A 15,502-nucleotide genomic window follows, 5' to 3' on the forward strand; every position below is an offset into this window, starting at 1 on the left:
GTTGTAAACTCGCTCGCGTTTCGCTATATTGACGACCTCGGGCGCGAGGTGCGCCCAAATGAAGCCCGCCGGATGTCCGCGCGGGCTTTTTGATTGGAGCGTACGGTGCCAAGACTGCCAATCGTCCTCACTGTGGTGGTGTTGCTGACTGCATGTACCAGCAAAGACGATGCGGCGTGGGCGCTTCGTGGTTACCCAATTCACGACGTTAAAGTCGGCGGATACGTGCCCTTTGCATGCGATGGAGCCAAGCGAATGGGCCGCCGCTACTCTGCGACGGACAACAAAACAGGAGCTCACGTTGAAGGCATACTATGCGTCAACCTGTTCAGCACCGTGACCGACATAACTGAGGTCGAGCGCAGCAAGTAACCGCTCGAGCCGTCTGATTGCACAAGCCCGCAAGGTGAAAGCCTCGCGGGCTTTTTCGTTTATGCGTCCAATCCGCATGAGGTGCTGAGCGGCCCCCAGTAAACAGTGCCATGATGTAAGCGAGTTTTCGGCGGACTTTTTCAGTATGAAAGGAGCCGTACGATGAAACGCAAGCGCTTCAGTGTCGAGCAGATCGCGTGTTGATTTTCACCGAGTCCTCATCCACGGTATGTCAATTCGGCATGCTTATCAAAGCGGGTGGATCATCATGATCGATCCCGACTGGAACCGGCTCGAGGTTGCGCGCCGGTTCGGCGCAACCGACTGCATCGACGCTCGCGCGGGCGACACGGCCGGCGAGATCATGACCTTGACCTTGACCGACGGGATCGGCGTCGACTGCGCGATCGAGGCGGTCGGCATCGCCTGGCGTGAACGGGGGACGCTGCGAGTCGTCGACGGCGCAGTCGGGCAATCCGGGCGGCACCGCGTTTTTTCTACGGACAGCCGGAACGGTGTCAGCGCTTGATAAAAGTCAACGATGCGGATTCCGAAGCTTCGAAGATGAACGTGTGGCTTCGCCTGCCGCGTTCGATGGTTTCGTGCGGCAGGCGGCGCGGGCGGGTGCAGAACCCGGTCCGCCGTCTTGCAGGCCGCCGCTGCGGCATCCGGCGCGCAGTGCCGGGTAGCGTGGCCGTGCGGTTCCCACGCGTGGACGGCTGTCCGGTGCCGATGATTTCCGCGGCCCGGGCTACCCATGCGGATGCCTGAAACGTCGCAGTCGTCATCCCTTTCCAGGAGAGCGGCATGTTTCCCAACGATTTTCGCCAGTGTTTTGCCAACGTTGCGATCTTCGCGTCGCAAGCCGGGCTCATCGCAACGGTGCACGCCATGCTGGCCCACGACGGCTGGGCGCTCTATGTCGGCATGCTGGCCTGTTGTTCGGGCGTCGGGGGATTGATCGCGATGCGGCGGCCGGCGATCCCGCGAGTCGTGCGGGTCCGGCGCGATCGGCTGTAGCCGGATGCCTGATGGCGCCCGGGATGAAACCGCCCCGGCTTTCGTGCGGGTCCAGCCGTGCGTGTTGCCGAAGGTCCGGTTGTCCGACCCGCGCACCGATCGGGCCTGCGGCTGTTGCCGGCGCAGATCGCCGATGCCGGCACCGTCTCCAGCTGAGCGAGCCGGCGGCGGGTTGCCGCCGCGCTGCCGGCCGGCTGGATGCTCGGCACCGACTTCGCGAGACCGGCGCGGGTTGGCGGACAGCGTGCGGCGATGTCCGTCGCTTGACTCATATCAACGATGCAAACCCAGCGCCACGGAAGATGGATGCACGAAATCGGGCATTGCGAACGCACCACACTGAAGATGAAGAACCGGCTCTCGCCGTCAATCGGTGCGATCAACAGGAGCGGAACATGGGAATCGGGATGCAGATCGCCTACTTCGGCTTCGCCGGGTCGGCTCGGCTGGAGGCGGAAGCGAGCATCCAGCTGATGCGCCTCGAGCCGTTCTGTACGCAACTGGCCGGCTGCCATCTCGCGATCGAGGCCATGGGCATGTCGGCCCGCGAGCCGACGTATGACGTACGACTCGATCTGATCACACGCAACGGGGAATTCCGTCCCGTTCCGCATATGACGGGCGCGGATCCCTTGGACGCGCTGCAGCGGGCGTTCGATCTTGCGGAGTGGCAGCTCGCCGGGACCGCCACCGCCGAAACCCACGAGAACCCGCGCTGACACGTTCCGCGCATCGGACGCGATTCGCCGTGGCACGACGCATCGGTCCGCTGCGGTTCGCCTGGCGGGAGTCGATCCGCCAGGGCGATGGGGGCGGCGCAGCCGGCGCCGCTGGTCCGACTAATCTTCTTCGTCGCCCGTGAATATCTCGTGCTCCGGTATCTCCGCCGTATCGTCGACACACTGCACCCGCCATTCGCCAGGCACGGGCGCCTGCCGGGCATCGCGCAGCCAGCGCGCGATGCCGGCCTGGCCTTCGAACGGCGCGGACGGTGTGTCGAGGCTGAAATCGTCGAGCCAGCACAGGGCGCCGGCGTTGTCGGGGCCCGTCATCAGGGTGGCGCTACCGTCGCGGACGAGCGTCCCCCACGCGGGCAGGTCCATCCCCGCATGACCTTCGCGCGACCAGCGGCCCATGGCCGTGTCGATCCAGAGAATGGCATAGGCCGAAGGGTTGTCGCAGGCGAAAGTATCGAGATGCAGGGTGATTCGCACGATGGGCTCCGAATCGATGAAGGAGGGCGGCCGCCGTCACCGGCGGCCGACGCTTTTACTGGCTCATGACTCAGCGAGTCAACGTATGCGCGTGCCAGGAGGACAGCGAGCCGCCACGCTCGGCGGGCAGCCGCATCGCGGTGTCACCCCAGTGCGCGCGGCCGCCCAGTCTCAGCTTGTTCGCGAGCAAGTCCTCGACACGCGGCGTGTCCCGATACCGTTCCGCGATCTGGTGTAACGACGGTGCGAGGAACGACATGTCGGCGGTGTGGCAGAACATGCATTGATGCGGGTCGACGAGCGCGGCGGGCGCCGGCACCTGGGCGGACGCCGTCCCAACCGCGAGCCACGCGAGTGCGGGCAGGTCTCCCGGCATGCGTGTCACAGGAGCGCTCGCCATCGCGCGGTGTCCGGCAAGTTATCCAGTCTATGCGTGGTCCCAGGCCGGCGATTGACGCAAGTCAAACTCCGGAACACCCTCGCCGGCCGGCTGGATCCGCGGCCGGGGCCGCGCGTCGATCCGGGGCTTGTTGACTCACGTCAAGCGCGGTGGCGCTCCCGCGCGTTTCAATGGATTCAGCCAAGACGACCGTGGATGAAGGCCTTGGCCTTGCGGGAGGGCGGTGATGAACCAGGATCGGTTGTTCGCGTCGTTGGCGGCCTTGGCGCGCGACCTGTCGATTTCGGATGACGCATTGCGACGTATGCTCGACGACGAAATCGCGACGCTGACGAAAGATGCCCGCGTGCATGATTACCTGCGGATATTCGCGATCCGTCGCCTGAGCCTGCGCATGCGGTCGCCGGACGCTGCAGGCCGGTATCCGGGGCCGAAACCGGGAGGCTAGGCGGCGGCCAGCGCTCAGACGCGCGCGAGCCCGGCCAGATCGATGATATGGATCTGCTTGCCGTGCGGCGCGATCAGTCCGTCGCGCTGGAATTTCGACAGCATCCGGCTGACCGTTTCGAGCTTGATGCCGAGGTAGCAGCCGATCTCCTCGCGCGTCATGCGCAGGTTGAAATCCGCCGACGAATAGCCGCGCGCCTTGAAGCGTTCGGACAGGTTCAGCAGGAACTCCGCGACTCGCTGTTCCGCCGACATCGTGCCAAGCAGCATCATCAGGCCCGACTCGCGCACGATCTCGCCGCTCATCATCTTGTGGAGATGGTGCTGCATCGACCGCACCTTGGCGCAAACCTTCTCCAACTGGCCGAACGGGATGATGCAGACCGTGCTGTCCTCCAGCGCGATCGCATCGCCGTTGTGACGCCCGCTGCACACGCCGTCGAGACCGAGCGTTTCCCCGACGATCTGGAATCCGGTCACTTGCTCCTGGCCGTCGCGATGCATGACGATCGTCTTGAATGAGCCGGTGCGGACCGAATAGAGGCTCTGGAACGTATCGTGCGCGCGGAACAGCGACTCGCCCCGCTTGACCGAGCGGGTCGTGCAGACGACCTCGTCGAGGATGGCCAGGTCTGCATCGTCGAGTTCCGCCGGCATGCACGCCGAACGGACCGAGCAGGTCGAGCAGTGCGCGCCGGGGTGCTTCAATCGCTCGTCCCGATCGACGGGATGAAGTGCGAGCGTCATCCCGTACGCGACGGCGGGACGGGCATTTTCGTGGGCTTGGGCGGTCGGCATGATCTGCTCCTCGTCACTCGGTCGGGTGCGGCGCCACTGCATGGATGGTGCGTCATGCAGTGGCGCGGTCGATCTGGCCGAAAAATTCGTTCCTGGTCATTTGCAGGCCGTGCACAGCTCGGAATCTGGCGATTTAGTCTGTGCGACGGCCGCGATCCGGTACGCGGAACAACAGTGCTGCGCCATTGTCGCGCGACGCTGGCGACGGCATGATCGGCGCCCGGAACTCCCTATGAATCAGTATGGTTCGCGCGCGGCCAGACCGAAATCGGCAGGGATGGAAAGTCACGTAGGGTTTGGAGAACGGCTGTAGGAGGATGCTGACAACGGCTGCGGCGGTTGAAAACCCGCGTTGGCGTCGCCCGGGTGCTCCAGCGTGGGTAAGCGCCTGCCGTCGGCTGTCAGATGCCGTCCTGGTCGTCGCGAGTGCTGCATCGCATGACGCTCGAGCGCCGCATCGTGCGGCATGGCACCGTCCCGGATCAGAAAGGCTGCCGCCGCCATCGATGCGATGCCGCCGCCGACCAGATAGAACCGGCTGCTGTCCCGATCGATGCCGGCCGCGCGTCGGCGAGCGGCTCGATCCGAATCCTGTGTGCTGCGTTGCATGGAAAAGCCCCGGGTCAGATCGATTGAAACCCCCTGTCGACGTTCGAGGACGCCGTATCGCGCTGCTGCAATTCGCAAGCGCGCGAGGCCCTGTAATGCGGGTACGGCGCCGGATGGGCTTGATGTGAGTCAAGGTGCTCGGTTGCCCGAGGGGCGAGATTGAGTATGGGCGTGGCCAGGACGAAGCACGACCGCACGACTGCGATCCGAGGAGAATCGACGATGGGAAACGACTTTCGACAGGGGGCGCGAGCAGAAGAGTCGCCGCGCGTATTGGGCGGCGACGACGTCGGCCTTCGGCAGTATGTACGGCGCATCTACAACTATATGGCCGGGGGCCTGGCGCTGACGGGTGCCGTTGCGTACCTCGGCGCGTCAACCGGGTTTTACCGGTCGATCGCCGGAACACCCCTCTTCTGGGTGCTGCTGCTCGCACCGCTGGCGCTGGTCATGTTTCTGAGCTTCCGCATCGAGCACATCAGCTTCGGCGCGGCGCAGATCAGTTTCTGGGCCTACGCCGCGCTGGTCGGGTTCTCCCTTTCCGGCATCTTCCTCGTGTATACGGGCGAGAGCATTGCGCGCGTTTTCTTCATCAGCGCGGCCACGTTCGGTGCAACGAGCCTCTACGGCTACACGACACGGGCCGATCTCTCGCGCTTCGGCTCCTTTCTGTTCATGGGACTGATCGGCATCATCATCGCGGGGGTCGTGAATCTCTTCCTGGTTTCGTCCGCGCTGCAGTTTGTCGTTTCCGTGATCGGCGTGCTCGTGTTCACGGGACTCACCGCGTACGACACGCAACGCATCAAGCGCATCTACATAGCGGACGAAGAATACGAGATCGCCGGCAAGAAGGCGATCCTGGGGGCGCTTGCGCTCTATCTCGACTTTCTCAACCTCTTCCTGATGCTGATGCGGCTCTTTGGTAGCCGCCGCAGCTAGGCGAGCGGTGGCGGCCAGGGGCAGGGGGCCGTACGACAAGCCCCGGCGGGATCACCGCCGGAGCAAACAGGCGCCGGGATGAATCTGGCCCGGCCACCCGACACCGGTCGCACATTACGTCGGTTTGGTTTGAACGTTGACGCCGCCCAACGCCTCGAGCGCGGCGAGTCGGGCATTCACCAGCTCTGCATGCAGCTTGATCGCCCGGATCAGAAATTGCACATCCTCGTTTTCGCTTTTCGAAGCAAGGTCATCAAATTCGGCCCATAGCTCATTTATCCGTTCGGTGCGCATGGCGACCTCCTTTGGCGTGTATAGATGACGTTGTACGGCAGGCTGGAATACCCTTGACGCCGTATGAACAGCATCGGCACGTGCCCGTCTTGCGTGCTGATCTGGATCAAGGGGGCGCCACTTCGGGGTATCGCTCGATATTCGGCACCGGATTCGACGGACCCCTGCCTCGCCCTAGGTGCGCGTGTCGCGGCGCTCGGTTCGTGCCGCCGGACTTTGTACGGCAGCGTGCAGACGAGACGCATTCCCGACCCCATGCTTTAAAACAAATCAGTGCCAGTAAATCGCCCGTCATCGCGGGTTGGTTCGCTTACCGAATGAATGAGTGTCTGCCATGATCAAAATGGTGATTTCCGATGCGCATGCTGTCATGCGGGCAGGTGTGCGTAGCGTCCTCGCGGAGGTTGACGACGTCGAGGTCGCCGGTGAAGCCACAGATGGCGCCGGCACGCTCGAACTCGTGAGCGCTGTGAAGCCGCGCGTGTTGTCGCTCGGATTGGCGATGTCCGGCATTCACGGGGTCGAACTCATCAGGAAAATCAAGAAGGAGCATCAGGAGGTTCGGGTGCTCGTTCTGACCGCGCAGTCCGAACAGACCCATGCGGTGCGGGCGTTCAGGGCCGGGGCTTCGGGATATCTTTCGAAGACTTGCTCGCGGTCGGACCTGATCGACGCGGTTCGAAAGCTTGCCGACGGTGGGGTATACGTGAGCACGATGGTGGGCGATCTGCTGGCGCAAGTCACCAACGGCGACAGTGAGGCGCTCGCACATCATCGCCTGACCGCGCGGGAGTTCGAGATCCTGGTCGGCCTGGCATCAGGACAATCGATTTCGCAAATGGCCGGAAGCCTGGACCTCAGCATCAAGACAGTCAGCACATACAAGTCGCGCATTCTGGAAAAACTGGACCTGAATAACGAATCAGACATGGTTCGCTTTGCGCTACGTCACCAGTTGCTGGATCTTGGTGTTGACGGAAGCCGTTAAAACGACCGGGAATCGTCCGCGTGGAAGCGGATCGCTCGCTAACGTCGAGATGCGGAGCCGCCATGCGATGCACGATCGTTCTTGAGTTCGATAATGGCAATGCGAGTGTGGTGAGGGGCCGCAGGTCATGCGGTTTCACAGGGCCACGGAGGAAGTGTGGCGGTCAACTCGTCCCGGACGCTGCGTCAAGCTTTTCTTCCGCAACAGCTGGCGGCAGTCCGTCGTTGAACCGATGGGGCCGTATCCAGTTGTACCGGTTTCAGGAGTAGTACGGCGACGAGAATTCGACTGCAGTAAACCGCAGCGGTAATGACCGGCTGCCGTCCGGATGAATTGTGGCGCAAAATTTTCGCACGGGTCCCCGCCCTGAAAGAAGCCGAGAGCGACTCGGCATCTATCTGTCTGGAATCAAGATGATGTTCCTGATCGCCCGGAGTGATAGGATGACAAAATATGAATGAAGGGCCACCATGGACGATCTCATATTCAGTACAACAACACATTGCGCACGCATTCGTGTAATGGAATCTGCTCACGGTACGTTCCGGGGATATGTGTATCTGCGCCGCGCCGCTGAAGGGCCGAACGATGATTCCCCATACCAGACTGATACTGACAGAGAGCAGTACGATCTCGCGCTGGAAGACGCCAAGATCCTCGCGCAACGTCTGCTTCGCGAACTCGAGTCCTAAGCGCAACGCCTCGCGTCGCCGGAGCATCTGGTAGGCGCTGCATCAAGAGTGACGTGTGTCTGGTCAGCAATCCATCATCGAGAATCATTTTCTGGCAGCATGGCCGGAAGTAGTTCCTGTGCAAATTTCGCACGCGCCCTGAAAGACGAGTTCCGCCAAGGCGCGTCGATGCAGCGACTGTTGTTGCGCTACATCCAGGCGCTCATCACTCAAATGGCACAGACTGTTGATTTGCACCGAATCCTGACCCTCCATGGGTCAAGATTTGGTACAAATCAACAGTCATAGATCTCCGGGAATCCATCGACAAGAACCGGGCCGTGACAGACTCTTGTGCTGACGTTTGGACCTCGAGCAGTCTTCGGTTGCCTGGCGCGAACGCGCAGTTTCCGCATAAGGTGTACGCAATGGATCAGCCGGGATCTTACTTTTGGAACCAGCCTTCTGCTGCACTCCAGGCCGATTTAGCATCATCGGGTGAGGGCTTGAGCCAGTCGGAAGCACGCCAAAGGGCAGTGCGCTTCGGCCCCAATACACTGCGCTCGCGGGGTGAACGATCCCTGTTGCTACAGTATCTGAACCACTTCAGGAATCCCCTCGTGATGATCCTGCTCGCCGCCAGCGCCGTGTCGGCGCTGACTGGCGAGGTCACCGGATTCGTGGTCATTTGGGTCATCGTTCTTGTCAGCGTGACCCTGGATTTCGTTCAGGAATATCGGGCCGGGCAGGCTGCGGAACAGCTCAAACAAACGGTTGCCGTTCGCGCAACGGTGATACGCGATGGACATCCACATGACGTGCCGATCGCCACGCTGGTTCCTGGCGATGTGGTTCTGCTCACCGCTGGCGATCTCATGCCGGCCGATTGCCGCTTGATCGAGGCTAAGGATTTCTTTGTCAACCAGGCGTTGCTGACAGGCGAATCTTACCCAGTTGAGAAACATGCAGCCGACCTCGCTGAGCCGACGGGCGACCTCAGTCAGGCCGAAAACGCCGTCTTCATGGGAACGTCCGCCATAAGCGGGATGGCAAGGGCGATGGTGTGCCAGATTGGTTCGGATACCGCCGTTGGCAGCATCGCCGATTCGCTGGTGGAAAAGGCTCCCCCCACGGCTTTTGAGCTGGGTACGCATAGTTTTGGCATGCTGATCATGCGCCTGACCGTGCTGCTGGTGCTCTTTGTGTTTCTGGTCAATGCGCTCTTCCATCGCCCCTTCCTGGAGTCGTTTCTGTTCGCTATCGCGCTTGCGGTCGGGCTGACGCCGGAACTCCTGCCGATGGTGGTTACAGTAACGCTCTCGCGCGGCGCACTGCGCATGGCCCGGCAGCATGTCATCGTAAAGCAGCTCGCTGCGATTCATAACCTCGGCAGCATGGACGTGCTGTGCACCGACAAGACCGGCACGCTGACCGAGGCGCGCATCCATTTGGAACGGCATCTGGATGTGCAAGGGCGAGACAGCGCGCAGGTGCTGCAGTTGGCTTACCTCAATAGCTATTTTGAAACCGGCCTCAAAAGCCCCCTGGACGCCGCCATCCTTGAGCACACCGAGATCGAGGTCGGTCATTGGCGCAAGATCGACGAAGTTCCGTTCGATTTCGAGCGCAGGCGTGTGTCGGTGTTGCTCGATGATGCCCAGCAGCGGTTGCTGGTGGTAAAGGGCGCGCCGGAGGATATTCTCAGACTGTCCACACAATACGCGCGTGGGGAAGCACTGGGGACGCAACCTCTGGATGAAGGCACGCTGGCGACCATCCAGGCATTGCACGACAGCCTTGAGCGAGAAGGCTTCAAAGTGCTTGGCATCGCGTGGCGTTCGGTCGCGTCGGACTGCTTGCACGCGGGTCTGAGTGACGAAACCGAGCTGATCTTCGCCGGCTTTGCGGCCTTCCTCGATCCCCCCAAGCCCAGCGCGTCCAAGGCGCTCAAGGAGTTGGCGGAAATCGGCGTGGACGTCAAGATCGTCACCGGTGACAGTGAGCTGGTCACCCGACACGTGTTTACACAACTTGGCGTACCAGTCACGGGGGTACTCACCGGCAACGAAATGCAGCAAATGGACGATACCGCGCTAGCGGTGCAGATCAAGAAGGCCAACCTGCTTTGCCGCGTCACGCCCGCGCAGAAAAACCGCGTCATCCTGAACCTGAAAGCCCAAGGACATACCGTCGGTTATCTTGGCGACGGGATCAATGACGCACCCTCGCTTCATTCCGCGGATATCGGTATTTCGGTCGATAGCGCGGTAGACGTGGCCAAGGCGGCGGCAGCGATGATCTTGCTGCGGCAAGACTTGAACGTATTGCGTGCTGGCGTCCTGGAGGGCCGACGGACCTTCGCCAACATCATGAAGTACATCATGATGGGAACGAGCTCGAATTTCGGCAACATGTTCAGCATGGCGGGCGCAACGATGTTTCTCGCCTTTTTGCCGATGCTGCCGGCGCAGATTCTCCTCAACAATCTGCTTTACGATGTTTCGGAATTGCCTATTCCGATGGATAACGTAGACGACGATTTTCTTGCTCATCCCAAGCATTGGGATACGAAGTTCATTCGAAATTTCATGTGGGTGGTCGGGCCAGTGAGCTCGGTCTTCGATTTCTTGATGTTCTTCATCATGCTGAAGGTGTTCAATGCGGGCGAGGCACTATTTCACACGGGCTGGTTCATTGAATCGATTGCCACTCAGGTACTGGTGATATTTATCATTCGAACGCAGGGCAGTCCGTTCAAGAGTCGGCCAAGCCGTGTGTTGACAATTACCTCGCTCGCGGTCGTGCTGATCGCCGGCGCATTGCCCTTCATGCCGGTTGCAGCGCTTCTCGGCTTCGTCGCACCCCCACCGCAGTTCTTCCTGATTCTACTGGCAATGCTGCTCTGCTATTTGGTCGCGGTGGAATGGATTAAACAATTGTTTTACCGATTTTTTGCGGCGCATTGATCCGGCGCAACACGACTGCGGCCACTGGTTTTCCGATAGCCAGGGCCGTCGACATGCTGTCGCACTTCTATGCTGCTGTCTTGAGCGTCGGCACCGAAGTCGAATCGGTCACGTCGTGCCCGGCAATTGCCAATGCCAGAATCGGGTTCAGGCTGTCCACCATCGAACTCGGAATCAGAATCGACCGAGCGCCGTTCATCGTGACGGGCGACGTGCAAAGGTAAAAAGCCGGCGTTTCGGCCGGCTTCCCGTTCCGCCTTGCTGGGGCGGCTCCCCGTTCTGTTTGAGCGCGAGGAGGTTGACTACGGAAACGTTACAGGGTCGATAGAAAACCCATGCCGAGACGTTTCCTTGCGTCGGAAATATATCGTCTGGGCGTGACGGCTTTCCACAAAAGGGGATACCGCTTTTTTCGCTGCTGACCCACGACCGGCATGCCGTCGTCGGTTGCGCGCGCTTCAGCCTGTTCTTGTTGGTTGTCCTTGAGATTCTTTTCTCGCTTCGGGTGATCTTTCATCAAACGGCTCCGTGAGGGAATCGCGTTGCGTCATGGTTCAGGTTTGTACTGCTTGAGTCGAATCAAACAGCGCAGACGATATGGGGCGAAACGGGGGCGCAACGGCCTACGTCCATCACGACGTCCCCCTCGTCATGAAGTCCACGGCCCATCGCCAATCTGCGCGTGAACTACCACCATGCGTCTGCACGCTTCGGCAGTCGGTACGCTGCCGTACATGGACGACGGCGTATACAGGCCAGGCGCTCGGGATCGCGTCCCTCGCACCTCAAGCGCGATCAAACACGCCGCGCAGACTGTTCTTCAGCGTACAGATTCGTCGAGCCCCGCCATGCATGATGACTTTCGTTGCATTTTCCGTCAGGAGCGCGTCATGAAATATCCGGTCTATATCACGCGGCGCGGGAATCCTCGCTATCACGGCGCGCTTCCGGATTTTCCGGAAATCGATGTGGAGGGTGACTCGTATGACGAGTTGATGGTGGCTGCGGCGCGACAGGTCAGGGCCTACTATGACCGTTCCGAGCGTCTTGTACCGCCGCCGACCACGGATATGTCGATATTGCAGGCGTCGGATTTAGACGTGGGTGATGGAATCTGGCGGTTCATCGATATCGACCTGACCGGCATGACCTCGAGTTCCGTGAGGATCGAGCTGTGCCTACCGAAATGCATTGTGCGCGACATCGACCTGAAGGCGAGCGCGCTGCACACGACTCGCGATGCATTCGTGTCGATGGCGTGTGCGAATGCCAGCGACCGATCTGTACCGCACGTCGCGGTGCGTTTCGAACCCGACGTGAAATCGCTGTCGGAAGCGGTTTGACGGTGCGACGCTTCGGGCGTGAAGCCTGGGCGGATGGAGTGGTCATTCGGGAGAAGGGGCCTTGAAGATTCCCGTTGCGCGTGTTTCGCGACGCCGGACATCGCCATGGAGCAATGCACGGCCGATTCGCGAGGAGTTCCTCGGCGATGAACGGCTGGCGCAGCATGCGGGAAGTCTGGCGCGTGCGCAGAAGGTAGTTCCCGGGCCGGCCTCTGGCCCGTCTCTGGCGACGCGGCTGAAGGACAACGCGGATCATCTGCTGAAGGCGTACCGGAACACCGTGGCCGCAGACGCGCGCGGCGAAGAAATCACGCCGGCAGCGGAGTGGCTGCTCGACAACTACTATCTCGTCGCGGAGCAGGTGCGGCAGATCCGCGACGATCTTTCCCCGCGCTATTACCGGCAACTCCCCAAGCTCGGCAACGGGCCGTTTGCCGGTTATCCGCGCGTGTTCGAGATCAACTGGTCATTCGTCGCCCACACGGACAGCCGTTTCGATCCCGATATGCTATGCCGGTTCATGCTTGCCTATCAGGCGGTGGAACCATTGACGATCGGCGAACTGTGGGCGGTGGCGATCACGTTGCGGATCGTGCTGATCGAAAACCTGCGGCGACTCGCAGATCAGATCATCGACGACCGGCGCGCGCGGCTCGACGCCGACGCACTTGCGGATCGCCTGCTGGGCGAACGCGGGCATGCGCGGGTGGAGGCCGAGCCGCTCGTCACCCGTTACGAACAGGCCGTATTGCACGATGCGTTCGCGGTGCAGCTGATTCAGCGGCTGCACGATCCCGATCCGGCCGTCGCGCCGGCACTGGCGTGGCTGCATCGGCACCTGGCGGCACGCGGCGCGACGCCGGATCAGATCGTCGCCTCCGTCAACCATCAGCAGGGCGCAGCCAGTCTGACCGTGCGCAACGTGATCACCAGCATGCGGCTGATTTCGGAAGTGGACTGGACCGTTTTGTTCGAGCGCATCAGCCTGGTCGATCAAGTGCTGCGTAATCACCCGGGCTTCGCGGAGATGGATTTCCCCACGCGTAACCTGTATCGCGACGCGGTTGAAGTGCTTGCCCGTGGCGCGCCCGTCAGCGAACTCGAGATTGCCCGCCGCGTCGTCGCCGATGCGGCGGCGCAGGGGACGCGCGGCACGCTGGCCGCCGGTGCAGTGCCGGGTCGCGAGACGGATCCGGGTTACTACCTGCTGGCGGACGGCCGCGCCGCATTCGAGGCGGAGATCGGCTATCGGCCGCCCGTTGCGTTATGGTTGCGACGCCTGACGCGCCGCGCCGGTCTCGCCGGCTATCTCGGTCGTATCGGGCTAATTGCGGCCCTGCTGCTGGCGGCCATGCTGGCGTGGCTGACTCGCATCGAGCCGCCCGGTCACTGGCTGATCTGGCTCGGCGTCGCCGGCCTGCTACCCGCGCTGGATGCCGCGGTCGCGCTCGTCAATCGCAGCGTGATGCGCGATGTCGGCGCGAAGATCCTGCCCGGCCTCGCGTTGCTTGACGGCATTCCGCCGGACCTGCGCACCCTGGTCGCGGTGCCGGTGCTGCTGACGACGAAAGCGGCGCTCGCCGAGCAGATCGAGCAACTGGAAATTCATCACCTGGCGAGCCCCGATGGCACGCTTTACTTCGCACTGCTCTCCGACTGGGTGGATGCACCCACCCCGCACACCGACAGCGATGACGGGCTGCTGGCATTCGCGATGGCGGGTATCGACCGGTTGAATGGCCTTTATCCGCCGGCGCCGGGCGAGAGCGAACGCTTTCTGCTGCTGCATCGCAAGCGCGTGTGGAACGACGGCGAACGCTGCTGGATGGGCTGGGAGCGCAAGCGCGGCAAGCTACACGAGCTGAACCGGTTGCTGCGCGGGGCGTCGGACACGACGTTCGTCGCGCCGGGAGGCCAACCGCCGCGCGTGCCGCCTGACGTGCGCTACGTGATTACGCTCGATGCCGATACGCGGCTGCTGCGCGATACCGTGCGGCGCCTGGTCGGCAAGATGGCGCACCCGCTCAACCGGCCGGTATTCGACCCGGCGAGCCGGTGCATCGTCGAAGGCTACGGTGTGCTTCAGCCGCGCGTTGCGTCGTCCCTCGCGAACGGCGACGAGGGGTCGCTTTTTCAGCGTGTGTCGTCGAGCGCGCACGGCATCGATCCATACGTGTCGGCCGTGTCGGACATTTATCAGGACCTGTTCGACGAAGGCTCCTATGCGGGTAAGGGCATTTACGACGTCGATGCGTTCGAGGCGGTGCTCGCAGGCCGTGTGCCGGAGAACACGGTGCTCAGTCACGATCTGTTCGAAGGCATTTTCGCGCGGGCCGGGCTGGCGTCGGATGTCGAGGTCGTCGAAGCGTCGCCGTCGCGCTACGACGTCGCGGCGGGACGCCTGCACCGATGGGCGCGCGGCGATTGGCAACTCCTGCCATGGTTGATCTTCGGTCACGAACCGCTGACGGCGGTCGGCCGCTGGAAGATGCTGGACAATCTGCGCCGCACGCTCACGGCGCCTGCCATGCTGATCGCGCTACTGGCCGGATGGATGCAGCCGCTCCCCGTATCGCTCGGCTGGAGTGCCTTCGTGCTGGTGACGATCGCGCTGCCGTTCCTGTTGCCCGTAATGAGCGGACTGGTGCCGCGCTGGCGGCGCACGCACGTGAAGATGACCACGCGCAGCGTGCTCCATGCGTGGTCGACGGAGCTGCAGTTCGCGCTGACGCGGTTCGGCCTGTCGATCGTCATGCTGCCGCAGCAGGCGTGGTCGATGGGCGACGCGATCGCGCGCACGCTGTTTCGCTTGGGGATCAGCCATCGCCACCTGCTCGAGTGGACCACGGCGGCCGAAGCCGGCGCACGCGACCGCCGGACCCTGGCGTCCACCTATCTGCAGATGCGTGGCGGCTTGACGCTCGCGCTGCTTGGCGCGGCAGCCAGTCTGATGGTGGGCTGGGGCGTCGATCGTCATGCGGGCTGGCTGACCGCCCCGTTCGCGCTAGTCTGGCTCGCGGCGCCCGCGATCGCCTACTGGTTGAGCCGCGCACCGCGGCCGGCGGGCGAGTTGGCGGTGACGCCGCACGATGCGCGTCAACTGCGGCGCGACGCGCGCCGGACCTGGCGTTATTTCGAAACATTCGTGACGGCCGACGATCAGATGCTGCCGCTGGACAATTTCCAGGAGAACCCGAAGCCCGTTTGTGCGCACCGGACTTCGCCCACCAATATCGGGCTGTACCTGTTGTCCGTCGTCAGCGCCCGCGAGTTCGGCTGGCTTGGCACGCTGGATGCGGTGTCGCGTCTGGAGGCGACGCTCGCGACGATGCGGCTGATGTCGCGCTATCGTGGCCATTTCTACATATATGGACTGCTCCCAATAGCAAACGGAAGTTGACGGACACGGAAGTCGATTGCGTACATATATCCGGCGTC

At 62.3% G+C, this 15,502-nt stretch carries 16 protein-coding genes and 2 pseudogenes; 12 read left to right on the forward strand and 6 right to left on the reverse strand.

Annotated elements, in window-relative coordinates; all coding sequences use genetic code 11:
* Nucleotides 1–619 precede the first annotated feature (619 nt).
* The 3 genes and pseudogenes from DIE08_RS28255 to DIE08_RS28265 form a co-directional block, all read left to right on the forward strand.
* Nucleotides 620–841 (forward strand): annotated as a pseudogene (locus DIE08_RS28255) (alcohol dehydrogenase); the annotation flags it as partial.
* A 338-nt stretch (nt 842–1,179) separates the two neighbouring features.
* The gene (locus DIE08_RS28260) at nt 1,180–1,392 is read left to right on the forward strand and encodes a DUF2964 family protein (RefSeq protein ID WP_124904841.1); all 213 of its coding nucleotides are present in this window, start codon (nt 1,180–1,182) and stop codon (nt 1,390–1,392) included.
* Nucleotides 1,393–1,799: 407 nt separating this feature from the next.
* Nucleotides 1,800–2,111 carry a hypothetical protein gene (locus tag DIE08_RS28265; RefSeq protein ID WP_124904861.1) on the forward strand — a complete coding sequence of 104 codons (312 nt, stop codon included), beginning with the start codon at nt 1,800–1,802 and terminating at the stop codon, nt 2,109–2,111.
* Nucleotides 2,112–2,231: 120 nt separating this feature from the next.
* On the opposite strand, the gene DIE08_RS28270 is transcribed toward DIE08_RS28265, so the two are convergent.
* On the reverse strand, nt 2,232–2,606 hold the full coding sequence (locus DIE08_RS28270; RefSeq protein ID WP_124904843.1) for a DUF3564 family protein: 375 nt from the start codon (nt 2,604–2,606) through the stop codon (nt 2,232–2,234).
* A 70-nt stretch (nt 2,607–2,676) separates the two neighbouring features.
* Complete coding sequence (locus tag DIE08_RS28275) at nt 2,677–3,006, reverse strand: c-type cytochrome (protein ID WP_409360415.1); 330 nt, start codon at nt 3,004–3,006, stop codon at nt 2,677–2,679.
* Nucleotides 3,007–3,232: 226 nt separating this feature from the next.
* Between DIE08_RS28275 and DIE08_RS28280 the strand changes: the two genes are divergently transcribed.
* Nucleotides 3,233–3,454, forward strand: coding sequence for a DUF3562 domain-containing protein (locus DIE08_RS28280; RefSeq protein ID WP_124904845.1), 222 nt, complete (start codon nt 3,233–3,235; stop codon nt 3,452–3,454).
* A gap of 14 nt (nt 3,455–3,468) precedes the next feature.
* Here the strand turns inward: DIE08_RS28280 and DIE08_RS28285 are convergent, their stop codons facing one another.
* Entirely contained in the window at nt 3,469–4,251 is a 783-nt protein-coding gene (locus DIE08_RS28285) for a helix-turn-helix domain-containing protein (RefSeq protein WP_124904847.1), read from the reverse strand.
* 285 nt (nt 4,252–4,536) lie between these two features.
* Nucleotides 4,537–4,860 (reverse strand): oleate hydratase, encoded by a 324-nt coding sequence (locus DIE08_RS36330; protein ID WP_260436576.1) that lies wholly within the window; start codon nt 4,858–4,860, stop codon nt 4,537–4,539.
* A gap of 222 nt (nt 4,861–5,082) precedes the next feature.
* On the opposite strand from DIE08_RS36330, the gene DIE08_RS28295 reads away from it, so the two are divergent.
* The gene (locus DIE08_RS28295; RefSeq protein WP_124904849.1) at nt 5,083–5,802 is read left to right on the forward strand and encodes a Bax inhibitor-1/YccA family protein; all 720 of its coding nucleotides are present in this window, start codon (nt 5,083–5,085) and stop codon (nt 5,800–5,802) included.
* A gap of 114 nt (nt 5,803–5,916) precedes the next feature.
* On the opposite strand, the gene DIE08_RS28300 is transcribed toward DIE08_RS28295, so the two are convergent.
* Entirely contained in the window at nt 5,917–6,096 is a 180-nt protein-coding gene (locus DIE08_RS28300; RefSeq protein WP_059599499.1) for a hypothetical protein, read from the reverse strand.
* A 334-nt stretch (nt 6,097–6,430) separates the two neighbouring features.
* Here DIE08_RS28300 and DIE08_RS28305 point away from each other — a divergent pair, with 334 nt between their 5' ends.
* The 5 genes and pseudogenes from DIE08_RS28305 (at nt 6,431) to DIE08_RS36745 (ending at nt 10,945) form a co-directional block, all read left to right on the forward strand.
* A complete protein-coding gene (locus tag DIE08_RS28305) occupies nt 6,431–7,084 on the forward strand; it encodes a response regulator transcription factor (protein WP_124904851.1) in 654 nt (217 codons plus the stop codon).
* 470 nt (nt 7,085–7,554) lie between these two features.
* Nucleotides 7,555–7,776, forward strand: coding sequence for a hypothetical protein (locus DIE08_RS28310; RefSeq protein WP_059599497.1), 222 nt, complete (start codon nt 7,555–7,557; stop codon nt 7,774–7,776).
* Nucleotides 7,777–7,905: 129 nt separating this feature from the next.
* Nucleotides 7,906–8,016, forward strand: a pseudogene (locus tag DIE08_RS36335) (Crp/Fnr family transcriptional regulator); the annotation flags it as partial.
* A gap of 167 nt (nt 8,017–8,183) precedes the next feature.
* On the forward strand, nt 8,184–10,721 hold the full coding sequence (gene mgtA / locus DIE08_RS28320) for a magnesium-translocating P-type ATPase (protein ID WP_124904853.1): 2,538 nt from the start codon (nt 8,184–8,186) through the stop codon (nt 10,719–10,721).
* A 53-nt stretch (nt 10,722–10,774) separates the two neighbouring features.
* Nucleotides 10,775–10,945, forward strand: coding sequence for a hypothetical protein (locus DIE08_RS36745; RefSeq protein WP_185715906.1), 171 nt, complete (start codon nt 10,775–10,777; stop codon nt 10,943–10,945).
* A gap of 89 nt (nt 10,946–11,034) precedes the next feature.
* On the opposite strand, the gene DIE08_RS28330 is transcribed toward DIE08_RS36745, so the two are convergent.
* Nucleotides 11,035–11,238: a hypothetical protein gene (locus tag DIE08_RS28330; RefSeq protein ID WP_124904855.1), complete on the reverse strand. Its 204-nt coding sequence runs from the start codon at nt 11,236–11,238 to the stop codon at nt 11,035–11,037.
* 373 nt (nt 11,239–11,611) lie between these two features.
* On the opposite strand from DIE08_RS28330, the gene DIE08_RS28335 reads away from it, so the two are divergent.
* Together DIE08_RS28335 and DIE08_RS28340 are read left to right on the forward strand one after the other, a co-directional pair.
* Nucleotides 11,612–12,064 (forward strand): type II toxin-antitoxin system HicB family antitoxin, encoded by a 453-nt coding sequence (locus DIE08_RS28335; RefSeq protein WP_124904857.1) that lies wholly within the window; start codon nt 11,612–11,614, stop codon nt 12,062–12,064.
* Nucleotides 12,065–12,125: 61 nt separating this feature from the next.
* Complete coding sequence (locus DIE08_RS28340) at nt 12,126–15,464, forward strand: hypothetical protein (RefSeq protein WP_260436577.1); 3,339 nt, start codon at nt 12,126–12,128, stop codon at nt 15,462–15,464.
* The last annotated feature ends 38 nt before the right edge of the window (nt 15,465–15,502 follow it).

Origin of the sequence: Burkholderia sp. Bp9004 (genome assembly GCF_003858025.1) — a bacterium.
Lineage (GTDB): Bacteria > Pseudomonadota > Gammaproteobacteria > Burkholderiales > Burkholderiaceae > Burkholderia > Burkholderia diffusa.

What these genes read in the sequence shown, in the direction of transcription:
- DIE08_RS28260 (WP_124904841.1), top strand. Translation starts at nt 1,180, where the DNA reads ATGTTTCCCAACGATTTTCGCCAGTGTTTTGCCAACGTTGCGATCTTC.
- DIE08_RS28265 (WP_124904861.1), top strand. Translation starts at nt 1,800, where the DNA reads ATGCAGATCGCCTACTTCGGCTTCGCCGGGTCGGCTCGGCTGGAGGCG.
- DIE08_RS28275 (WP_409360415.1), bottom strand. Translation starts at nt 3,006, where the DNA reads ATGGCGAGCGCTCCTGTGACACGCATGCCGGGAGACCTGCCCGCACTC.
- DIE08_RS28280 (WP_124904845.1), top strand. Translation starts at nt 3,233, where the DNA reads ATGAACCAGGATCGGTTGTTCGCGTCGTTGGCGGCCTTGGCGCGCGAC.
- DIE08_RS28285 (WP_124904847.1), bottom strand. Translation starts at nt 4,251, where the DNA reads ATGCCGACCGCCCAAGCCCACGAAAATGCCCGTCCCGCCGTCGCGTAC.
- DIE08_RS36330 (WP_260436576.1), bottom strand. Translation starts at nt 4,860, where the DNA reads ATGCAACGCAGCACACAGGATTCGGATCGAGCCGCTCGCCGACGCGCG.
- DIE08_RS28295 (WP_124904849.1), top strand. Translation starts at nt 5,083, where the DNA reads ATGGGAAACGACTTTCGACAGGGGGCGCGAGCAGAAGAGTCGCCGCGC.
- DIE08_RS28300 (WP_059599499.1), bottom strand. Translation starts at nt 6,096, where the DNA reads ATGCGCACCGAACGGATAAATGAGCTATGGGCCGAATTTGATGACCTT.
- DIE08_RS28305 (WP_124904851.1), top strand. Translation starts at nt 6,431, where the DNA reads ATGATCAAAATGGTGATTTCCGATGCGCATGCTGTCATGCGGGCAGGT.
- DIE08_RS28310 (WP_059599497.1), top strand. Translation starts at nt 7,555, where the DNA reads ATGGACGATCTCATATTCAGTACAACAACACATTGCGCACGCATTCGT.
- mgtA (WP_124904853.1), top strand. Translation starts at nt 8,184, where the DNA reads ATGGATCAGCCGGGATCTTACTTTTGGAACCAGCCTTCTGCTGCACTC.
- DIE08_RS36745 (WP_185715906.1), top strand. Translation starts at nt 10,775, where the DNA reads ATGCTGTCGCACTTCTATGCTGCTGTCTTGAGCGTCGGCACCGAAGTC.
- DIE08_RS28330 (WP_124904855.1), bottom strand. Translation starts at nt 11,238, where the DNA reads ATGAAAGATCACCCGAAGCGAGAAAAGAATCTCAAGGACAACCAACAA.
- DIE08_RS28335 (WP_124904857.1), top strand. Translation starts at nt 11,612, where the DNA reads ATGAAATATCCGGTCTATATCACGCGGCGCGGGAATCCTCGCTATCAC.